At 42.3% G+C, this 9,647-nt stretch carries 10 protein-coding genes and 1 pseudogene; 2 read left to right on the top strand and 9 right to left on the bottom strand.

Annotation, left to right across the window (positions count from 1 at the left end; translation table 11 throughout):
• Positions 1-35: 35 nt before the first annotated feature.
• Entirely contained in the window at positions 36-1,439 is a 1,404-nt protein-coding gene (locus BCU12_RS01090; RefSeq protein WP_102402564.1) for a methyl-accepting chemotaxis protein, read from the bottom strand.
• A 104-nt stretch (positions 1,440-1,543) separates the two neighbouring features.
• Between BCU12_RS01090 and yccX the strand changes: the two genes are divergently transcribed.
• Positions 1,544-1,816: an acylphosphatase gene (gene yccX / locus BCU12_RS01085; protein ID WP_102402576.1), complete on the top strand. Its 273-nt coding sequence runs from the start codon at positions 1,544-1,546 to the stop codon at positions 1,814-1,816.
• Between the two features lie 11 nt (positions 1,817-1,827).
• Here yccX and BCU12_RS01080 read toward each other — a convergent pair whose 3' ends face one another.
• From BCU12_RS01080 to BCU12_RS01055, 6 genes are all read right to left on the bottom strand, one after another.
• Positions 1,828-2,157 carry a TusE/DsrC/DsvC family sulfur relay protein gene (locus tag BCU12_RS01080; protein WP_102402563.1) on the bottom strand — a complete coding sequence of 110 codons (330 nt, stop codon included), beginning with the start codon at positions 2,155-2,157 and terminating at the stop codon, positions 1,828-1,830.
• Positions 2,158-2,347: 190 nt separating this feature from the next.
• Positions 2,348-3,010, bottom strand: coding sequence for a Bax inhibitor-1/YccA family protein (locus BCU12_RS01075; RefSeq protein ID WP_102402562.1), 663 nt, complete (start codon positions 3,008-3,010; stop codon positions 2,348-2,350).
• 223 nt (positions 3,011-3,233) lie between these two features.
• Positions 3,234-4,016, bottom strand: coding sequence for an amino acid ABC transporter ATP-binding protein (locus BCU12_RS01070; RefSeq protein WP_102402561.1), 783 nt, complete (start codon positions 4,014-4,016; stop codon positions 3,234-3,236).
• Between the two features lie 21 nt (positions 4,017-4,037).
• Positions 4,038-5,135 carry an amino acid ABC transporter permease gene (locus BCU12_RS01065; protein WP_102402560.1) on the bottom strand — a complete coding sequence of 366 codons (1,098 nt, stop codon included), beginning with the start codon at positions 5,133-5,135 and terminating at the stop codon, positions 4,038-4,040.
• Position 5,136: 1 nt separating this feature from the next.
• Positions 5,137-6,333 (bottom strand): amino acid ABC transporter permease, encoded by a 1,197-nt coding sequence (locus tag BCU12_RS01060; protein WP_102402559.1) that lies wholly within the window; start codon positions 6,331-6,333, stop codon positions 5,137-5,139.
• A 112-nt stretch (positions 6,334-6,445) separates the two neighbouring features.
• Complete coding sequence (locus tag BCU12_RS01055) at positions 6,446-7,474, bottom strand: amino acid ABC transporter substrate-binding protein (protein ID WP_102402558.1); 1,029 nt, start codon at positions 7,472-7,474, stop codon at positions 6,446-6,448.
• A 455-nt stretch (positions 7,475-7,929) separates the two neighbouring features.
• Here BCU12_RS01055 and BCU12_RS01050 point away from each other — a divergent pair, with 455 nt between their 5' ends.
• Positions 7,930-8,868 (top strand): bifunctional precorrin-2 dehydrogenase/sirohydrochlorin ferrochelatase, encoded by a 939-nt coding sequence (locus BCU12_RS01050; protein ID WP_102402557.1) that lies wholly within the window; start codon positions 7,930-7,932, stop codon positions 8,866-8,868.
• 103 nt (positions 8,869-8,971) lie between these two features.
• Here BCU12_RS01050 and BCU12_RS01045 read toward each other — a convergent pair whose 3' ends face one another.
• Both BCU12_RS01045 and BCU12_RS01040 read right to left on the bottom strand, forming a co-directional pair.
• A complete protein-coding gene (locus tag BCU12_RS01045; RefSeq protein ID WP_102402556.1) occupies positions 8,972-9,457 on the bottom strand; it encodes a YajQ family cyclic di-GMP-binding protein in 486 nt (161 codons plus the stop codon).
• A 21-nt stretch (positions 9,458-9,478) separates the two neighbouring features.
• Positions 9,479-9,647, bottom strand: a pseudogene (locus BCU12_RS01040) (3-deoxy-7-phosphoheptulonate synthase); the annotation flags it as partial.

The raw sequence follows: 9,647 nt of genomic DNA, 5'->3' as shown, positions 1-9,647 counted from the left end.
CTTTTTATTGTTTCGAGCCGATATTGCTAAATTGTCTAAGCTTTAATGCCAGTCAGCAACGATTCCATGTTGTTACTTTGTTGACGTAGCTGTTCAATATTGCCGTTGGTCGCGCTGATCAATTGACATACGCTATCTGCTTGAAGGCGAACCTCTTCAACACTTGAGGCGATACTGTCAGCAACAACACCTTGTTCCTCTGCAGCCGTTGCAATTTGAATACTCGCATCTGAGATGGATTGGTTTTTGTCAGCGAGCTCACCGATTTCTTGGTTAACTTCCGACATTAGGGCTTGACCTTCTTCGGCATTGCTCACCGTTACATCCATAAGCTTTGTTAGCGATTGACTATTCCGTTGCAGCGCTTCGATCATTGATTGTATTTCAACGGTAGCTTGCTGTGTACGGCCAGCTAATGCGCGAACCTCGTCTGCAACTACGGCAAAACCACGGCCTTGTTCTCCAGCTCGCGCTGCTTCAATGGCCGCATTAAGTGCAAGCAGGTTGGTCTGCTCAGAAATACCGTTAATGGTGGTGACCACGTCATCAATTTGAGCCGCATTTGAATCAAGCTCTTCTACTGCTTGGGATGCTGAGCGCACTTCGGTCGACAAGTTAGAAATAGAGGTTAAGGTCGTTGAAACTTTGCCTTGTCCTTGTTGTGCAACTTGTTTTGCGTCTTCAGTTTGATTACTTGAGTCATGTGCGAGGCCTGCGACTTCACGAATAGTCGATGCCATTTCTTCAGTGGCACTGGCCAATGAGTTCAAATGCTCTTGCTGCGTGTTAGAAAGCGCTGAGCTTTGCTGCGTAGATTGGTTTAAATCAGAGCTGATTTGCTGCATAAGTGCGATGGATTCTTGAATTGAAATCACCATCTGTTGCTCACGCTCTGCCACTTTGTCTATGGTAATCGCAATGGTGCTAAACTCATCTCGAACAGGGAAGAAATTCATTCTTTGCGTTAAGTCACCAGAAGCCAGTGTTGATAGAGCTTTGTTCATGGTGAACATCGCCCCGCCAATAAAGGTCATGATGTAATAAACACAAAGCGTGATGAGCAGCAATGTCACTGAGATGATAGAAATCTGAGTCCCACTTAGGGATTGCCAGATATCGAGGTCATGATTGGCTTTAATCGAGTAAGCACCGCCGGCAACGGATATAGAGCCTTCACCTGAGCCTAGTGCAACGCTATCAGAGCTCTTCAAAATTGAACTGACTTCCTCTTTTGATAGTTCACCCGCATCAATCAAGTTTTTCATTAAAACAAGCTCATCTTGGTATAGATGACCTATCATTTTGTCAGAAGCGTTGTCGAATACGGCAGTCAAAATAATGAGAGCAAGGAGTGGGAGAAATAATAGCAGGTAGAATTTTTCCTGAATCTTAAGGTGGATGAGGTATTTATCGATCCATCGAAAAGCGGTTTCTTTCATAGTAATAAGTATCCAAATAACACAAACCAGATTGCCATTATTGATAAATGACAGATATAGACGAAGCTAAATATATCACCAATGAAACACAGGGGTTAAGCGGAATGTTTCAAAAATGCTACAAGTTCACAGTCTCTGGAAGAGTACAGGGGGTTGGATTTCGATACTTTACAACGATGAAAGCGAATGAGCTAAAACTAAAAGGATACGTGAAAAATCTAAATAATGGTGATGTTGAAGTCGTGGCAAGCGGAGAGTTGGACCATGTTACAGCGTTAGAGAGTTGGCTTGATGAGGGGCCTCGTCTATCAAAAGTAATGAAGGTAATGAAGGAAGAAGTAGATCCTTCTTCCTATTCAGAATTCAAAATAACCTAGAAAATGAAGCGCTATAAGCATTTTGCTGGTTTCGGTAACCCGGCTAGCTTAGTCGCTTGTTTAGCCGGACCTTTTTTGAAGAGTTTGAACAGGTACTTACTGTTTCCTTTCTCTGGACCATGGGCTTTCTCCATTGCTTTGACCAGCATTCGAACTGCAGGTGAAGTCTTGAACTCAAGGTAAAATTCGCGCACGAAATGGACGACTTCAAGATGAGCGTCGGTTAATTCAATGCCTTCATCATTGGCAAGGGCTTGAATCATGCCTTCTTCCCAATCGGTGTAGTTGAGTAAATAGCCTTGTGCGTCGGTTTGAATTTCGTTGCCGTTGTATATAAACATGGTTCGTCTTTTCTAGAGTGATAAATTAAACGAGGCTAGGGTACATGAACCCGTATAACAAACTCAAGTGACTTACTTTGGTTTGTTTATTGAATTTGGTTCTGAAATGGAAAAGCCCAAGAAACAGGTTCTTGGGCTTTAAAGTCTAACGACTAACTTTACTTGTTTTCTGTAAAGCTAAAGTAGTGCGTTAGTCATCATTCATGATGCCTAGAATACTCAGTAGGCTGATGAAGATGTTGTAAATTGATACATACAGGCTAACCGTCGCTGAGATGTAGTTCGTTTCGCCGCCACGCACAATGTTCTGAGTTGTTAGCAAGATAACACCTGTTGAGAACAGGATGAACATACCGCTCATTGCAAGATAAAGCATTGGCATTTGTAGGAAGATATTCGCAACCATACCTACCAATAGAACAACGAAACCAGCTAACAACATACCGTTTAAGAACGATAGATCACGCTTAGTTGTAAGTGCGTATGCAGATGCACCTAGAAACGCAAGTGCTGTACCGCCTAGAGCCGTCACAATAACATCGCCCATACCTGCGCCAATGTACGCATTTAGGATAGGACCAGTGGTATAGCCAAGGAAGCCTGTGAATAGGAAAGTAAACACAAGACCCATGCTGTTATCACGGTTTTTCTCTGTTAAGAAAAGAAGGCCGTAGAAGCCAACTAGCATAATGATTAAGCCTGGACGCGGTAAGTTCATCGCCATTGAAACGCCAGCGACAACTGCAGACCAAAGCAACGTCATTGAAAGTAGGGCATAAGTGTTACGCAATACTTTATTGGTTTGTAGAGCACTTTCTTGCGTTGAAGTGCGAGTAAACATAGGACTGTTCATAATCTTCCTCGTGAAGAGTTTATCTTTATAAGTATATTTATGGGGTCATCTATAGAAAAAATCAACCCATAGCGTCACTAACGCCTGTTAAAATAATAATGGAAATAGTGTGTTATGTATGTCTAAAGATGTAACACGATATAACCAAAAAAGAGGCGACCATTATCGCCTCTTTCTATGAGTGTGTGCAAACCCAATACATGGATTTGCACACAATGTAACTCTAATGATGCAAAATCTGAGCAAGGAAGTTCTGAGTTCGATCTGACTGAGGATTTTCAAAGAAATCGACGGGGTTATTCTCCTCGATGATTTCTCCGGCGTCCATAAAGATAACCCGGTCAGCCACCTCTTTAGCAAAGCCCATTTCATGCGTAACACAAATCATGGTCATGCCTTCTTCTGCAAGCTCTACCATTACATCCAGTACTTCACGAACCATCTCTGGATCGAGCGCCGATGTTGGTTCATCAAAAAGCATGACTTGTGGGTTCATACACAGAGAACGAGCGATCGCCACACGCTGTTGTTGACCACCAGATAATTGACCAGGGAATTTATCAGCTTGGTCTGGGATTTTAACGCGCTCTAAGTACTTCATTGCGATTGCTTCTGCTTCTTCTTTAGGCATTTTCTTTACCCAAATTGGCGCAAGCGTGCAGTTCTCTAATACCGTTAGGTGAGGGAAGAGGTTAAAGTGTTGAAAACACATACCGACTTCTTTTCTCACCGCTTCAATATTTTTCAAATCTTCAGTCAGTTCGTTACCAGATACGAAGATATCGCCCTTTTGGTGTTCTTCTAAGCGGTTAATACAACGAATCATTGTTGATTTACCTGAACCAGAAGGGCCACATACAACGATTTTTTCGCCTTTCTTCACCGTTAGGTTGATATTCTTCAATACATGGAACTCACCGTACCATTTATTCATGTCGTTAATTTGAATCATTGGTTCTGATGAATCATTCTCAGTAACCGGTGCTGTGTTTTGTTGTTGCGTCATAATACGTCCTTGATCTTTGAATTATCGTTTGTGACCGGTATTGAGTCTGTTTTCTAGCCATATCGAGTATCTCGACATACTGAAACAGAATACCCAGAACACTAACGCGACAAATACATAACTTTCTGTTGAAAACCCTAGCCATTCAGGGTCGGTGTTTGCTGCTTGGCCAATGCCTAATACATCAAACATACCGATAATGAGTACCAAACTCGTATCTTTAAATAGCCCGATAAAGGTATTTACGATAGATGGAATAGTAATCTTAAGTGCTTGAGGCAAAATGATAAGACCGGTTTTCTTCCAGTAACTTAAACCGAGCGCATCCGCTGCTTCATATTGACCCTTTGGTATCGCTTGTAATCCACCACGAACCACTTCTGCCATATAAGCGGCACTGAACATGACCACACCAATCAGTGCTCTTATTAGTTTATCGGTCTCAGAACCTTCAGAAAGGAACAAAGGTAACATTACTGACGCCATAAACAGAACAGTGATCAATGGAACGCCACGCCAGATCTCGATGTATACCGTACAGATACTGCGTATGATTGGCATCTCAGAACGGCGACCCAGTGCAAGCGCCACACCGATTGGTAGAGACACAACAATACCAACGAGCGCGATGATCAGTGTTACAAGTAAGCCACCCCATTTGTGAGTTGAAACTACTTCTAGGCCGAATACACCACCGTAGAGTAAACCAGCAATAATAAATGGATAGATGTTAACAAAGAACAACCAGATCCACATGCGCTTAGGCGTCTTTTCATAAGCGAGTAGGGCAGTGAAAATAGCCAGTGTTACGTAGAACAGTTTAGGTCTCCATAACTCAGCTTCTGGATAGAAACCGTACATGAATTGTTCCCATCTGACACTGATAAATACCCAACATGCGCCGTCACGGGTACAGTCGTCTCGAGTTGTCCCTATCCAGTCTGCGTTGATAAACGCCCAATCGAGCACGTTCAGCATTAGAGAAAAGACTAAGTAACCCAAGATTAGAGTGACAATAGAGTTTACAGGACCATTAAATAGGTTTTTAAGTAACCAACCTTTTACACCCACTGTGTTACCTGGTGGCGGAAGGTCAGGTTGAAATTGATGTACGCTCATATTATCTCTCCACCAACGCAACTTTGCGGTTGTAAATGTTCATTAATGCAGACGTCAGTAAACTCAACGTCAGATAAACACCCATTGTCATGGCAATGATTTCAATCGCTTGTCCTGTTTGGTTTAGCGTTGTGCCCGCGAATACCGAAACAAGGTCAGGGTAACCAATCGCCATAGCGAGTGAGGAGTTCTTCGTTAGGTTTAAGTACTGGCTCGTTAGCGGAGGAATGATAATTCTTAGCGCCTGAGGGATGACAACTAGCTTCAGTGTACGAGAGCGAGGTAAACCAAGGCTCATCGCTGCTTCGGTTTGGCCGTGGTTGACTGCGTTGATACCTGATCTGACGATCTCAGCGATAAACGCCGCAGTATAAATGGATAACGCAAGTAACAGAGCCGCTAGCTCAGGAATAATGCTAATGCCGCCTCTAAAGTTGAAGCCTTTAAGCTCGGGGTATTGAGCACTGATTGGCGAACCCATCAAGAAATACGCTATGACAGGTAGAACTACGCAGAGAAGCAAAATGATTCTGCCCATTGGTGTTTGTTGACCTGTTAGCTTTTGCTTGTTCTTCGCCCATATAGCGATGAATATCGTTGCAACCAATCCTAGTAAAAATACAGCGATAACAACGCCACTGCCTTGTTCCATCACAGGAGCAGGGAAGTAGAGTCCACGTACATTTAGGAAAATAGCTTCACCTAGGCTCATACTCTGTCTTGGAGAAGGCAGGGCTTGAAGAACGGCAAAGTACCAGAAAAAGATTTGAAGCAGTAACGGAATATTACGGAAAACCTCGATGTAAACAGCAGCTAATCGGCTGACTAGCCAGTTTGATGACAAACGAGCGATACCCATAGTAAAACCGATAGCAGTGGCCAAAATAATACCCAAAAAGGAAACCAATGCGGTATTAAGCAACCCTATGAAAAAGGTTCGACCATAAGAGTATGTTTCATCGTACTCAATGAGTGTTAAACCAATACCAAAACCGGCTTCTTGATCGAGAAAGCCAAAACCAGTGGCAATACCACGAGCGTCAAGGTTGGTTAATGCATTATCAACAATTGAGTAGAAGAAGAAAACAAGAGCCAAAACGGCGATAATCTGAAAGACAACAGATCTAAAAGTGGGATTGTATAGCAGGCTAGCACTCTTTCCGCTTGGAGAAGGTGCCGTACTTTTATTGGGTTTCATACAACAATAACCTCAAAATCCATTTTTATTATAAAATCTACTTACATTCGCTATGATTCTATAATCTAAGCATAGCAAAAGGGCGGCCTAAACCGCCCATTTTTGGTAGTAATTAACGGATTGGTGGAGCGTACATGAAGCCGCCTGCATTCCAAAGCGCGTTAACACCACGAGAGATTTGAAGTGGAGAACCTGTACCAACGGTACGCTCAAAACTCTCGCCGTAGTTACCAACTTGTTTAATTACTTGGTAACCCCAGTCATCACGAATGCCAAGGCCTTTACCTTTAGGTCCATCAACACCCAAGATACGTTTTACGTTTGGATCGGTTGATTTCATCATTTCATCTGCGTTTTTCGACGAAATACCATACTCTTCCGCGTTGATCATTGCGCTAAGTGTCCACTTAGCAACGTTAAACCATTTGTCATCATCTTGACGAACAACTGGTCCTAGCGGCTCTTTAGAGATGATTTCTGGTAGAACCATTGCAGAACTTGGATCTGCTAGGTTTAAACGAAGTGCGTAAAGACCAGATTGGTCGGTTGTTAGTACATCACAACGTCCGGCATCAAAACCTTTAGACGTTTGTGCTGCTGTATCAAATACTACTGGCTTGTATGCCATGCCTTGGTTACGGAAATAGTCCGCAAGGTTTAGCTCAGTTGTTGTACCTGATTGAACACAAACAGATGCGCCATCAAGTTCTTTAGCACTTGTAATGCCAAGGTCATTCTTAACCATAAAGCCTTGACCATCGTAGTAGTTTACACCTACAAAGTTCAGACCCAGTGCAGTATCACGGTGAAGAGTCCACGTAGTGTTACGTGATAGGACATCAATCTCACCTGACTGTAGAGCTGTAAAACGCTCTTTAGCAGTTAGCGGTACATACTTGACTTTAGTTTTATCGCCTAGAACAGCAGCAGCTAGTGCTTGGCAATACTCAACATCGATTCCTTCCCACTCGCCTTTTGAATTCGGGTTAGAAAACCCTGGTAGACCAGTACTGACACCACAAGTTAAAAAACCTTGTTTCGTAACTTTATCCAGAGTGCTGTCTGCAGCAGATGCTGTTGTCGACATTAAGGCAGTCGATGCAGCTACAACAGAAGCAAGAAGTGTTAGTTTATTTGTCATTTGTATCCTTCCTGTATGATCCATGTTAAACCAGGTGACACCTGATACAACGTGCTAAAAATGTTGTTTTTAATTATTTAGTGGAAAAATGTAGATTTTCAATCTACCCGTTCCAACCATTTATAAGCGTAGGTAAGGTTTTGTATTTTCACAAATATCTAAGATGAAAAGATTTTTGATAGCAATCACAATACCGAACAGTAGTTAGAATGACGAAATGTTACGAGCTTGTAAATAGTGCAACTGTGCACCTGATGGATGCAACAGAACTAATGAAGTAAACTTAATGTCCTTTTAGATGTAAATTAATGTTAATGAGTTAAATGTTAGTATTAGTCACTGCTTGTTATGATAAATTCGGTTTAAAATAAATGAATTTAGTGTTTGGGATGATAACGTTGCCCCATTTCTGTTAGGATGAGCTTAATAGATATTAAACTAGCTCAGGGATTGAAATGCAGTATTTTCCACTATTTATGGACTTGGAAAACAAGCCAGTTTTGGTTGTTGGTGGGGGGGAGGTAGCTTGCCGTAAAGTTGACTCGTTACTTAGAGCAGGGGCATTGGTAACAATAACTTCTCCAAAAATCGATGACTATTTGCAAGCACTTGTTAGTGACAACAAATGTCACTGGGTTCAGCATTTTTATTCATCTGACTGTATTCGTAAAGAATACGTTCAGGTATGGGCAACGACTGATAACCCAAGTTTAAATCATCAAGTTCATAAGGATGCGAAGAGTCAGGGGATATTGGTTAATGTTGTCGACGACCTCCCATATTGTGATTTCATCACGCCTTCGATGGTGAATCGTGGTCGCATTCAAATTGCAATATCCAGTGGTGGTGCTTCACCAGTCTTGGTTCGTAATATTCGAGAAACACTAGAAACAGTGTTACCACATAATTTAGCGCTTGTTGCAGACTTCGCCGCTTCGAAAAGAAACTCTATCAAAGATGAGTTGGCCACTGTCGATGCTCGTAGAAAGTTCTGGGAACAGTATCTTAACTCCACCAAGGTTAATGCCGCAACGACGCGAGAAGAACTCGAAACACACTATGTAGAACAACTAGGTTCCGATCGTGATGAAAAAGGCTTTTGTTTTTGGATTGGCTTTACCGATGATGTCGAGCTACTAACGATTAAAGCGATGCGTTATATGCAGCAAGCGGAATTGATCCTGCATCATGCTAATTGCCCGTTCGAGTTTATTGACTTATCTCGTCGAGATGCGGAAAGAGTAGGCTTCACATCTCCAATGGATCTAGCAGATAAACTGCAAGCAGCAAGAGACAAGGATCAGCGTGTTTGTGTGTTTGTTCCTGAGGAATGTCACGAGTACGCTTTGTTGATGAAGAATGATGGATTCTTGATCTCTGGGCGTCTTAAATAGGCATTTTAGTTTTAATAATAGAAAGCCGCTATTTTTAATTAAATAGCGGCTTTTTTAATTTTATCTTGTCTCGAAAACAGAATGTCTAAGAGACTAGGCGTGTTTAGTCGCGGAAATTATCGAACTGGAATGGTTGGCCAAGCTCGCCATTCTTGACTAACGCCATAGCGGCCTGCAAATCGTCTCTCTTTTTACCATTTACTCGAACTTTTTCTCCCTGTATAGAAACCTGTACTTTGAGCTTTGAGTCCTTAACCGCTTTAACAATCTTCTTAGCAACGGGTGTGTCGATACCTTGCTTAAAGGAAACGTTTTGATGCCAACTCTTACCTGTCTGCTCAGCCGTCAGAGATTCCATGGCGGTAGGATCAATGCCACGTTTCGTCAGCTGCGAACGTAAGATGTCGCGCATCTGTTTTAATTGAAAATCACTTTCCGTTGAGAGTTTAACGTTTTCGTCTTTAAGCAACTCAAAGCTAGCCGTAACATTACGGAAGTCAAAACGAGTGGTGAGCTCTCGAGATGCGTTATCAACCGCATTGCGAAGTTCCACTGCGTCTATTTCTGAAATAATATCAAAAGAAGGCATGTCTCTTTCCTTATAAAGTTATTAACGTGCTTTTACGGCATTAGCTAGCATCTCTAGCATAGTTTCGGTGTCTTCCCAGCTTAGGCAAGGGTCCGTAATGGACTGTCCGTAAGTGAGGTTATTGAGGTCACACATTGACTGGTTGCCTTCAACGATAAAGCTTTCCGCCATGACACCTGCAATTCTGTTT

This window comes from Vibrio sp. 10N.261.55.A7 (genome assembly GCF_002877365.1).
GTDB lineage: Bacteria > Pseudomonadota > Gammaproteobacteria > Enterobacterales > Vibrionaceae > Vibrio.
The sequence above is the reverse complement of the archived record's forward strand: the minus strand, read 5'-3'. Positions and strand labels throughout refer to the sequence as shown.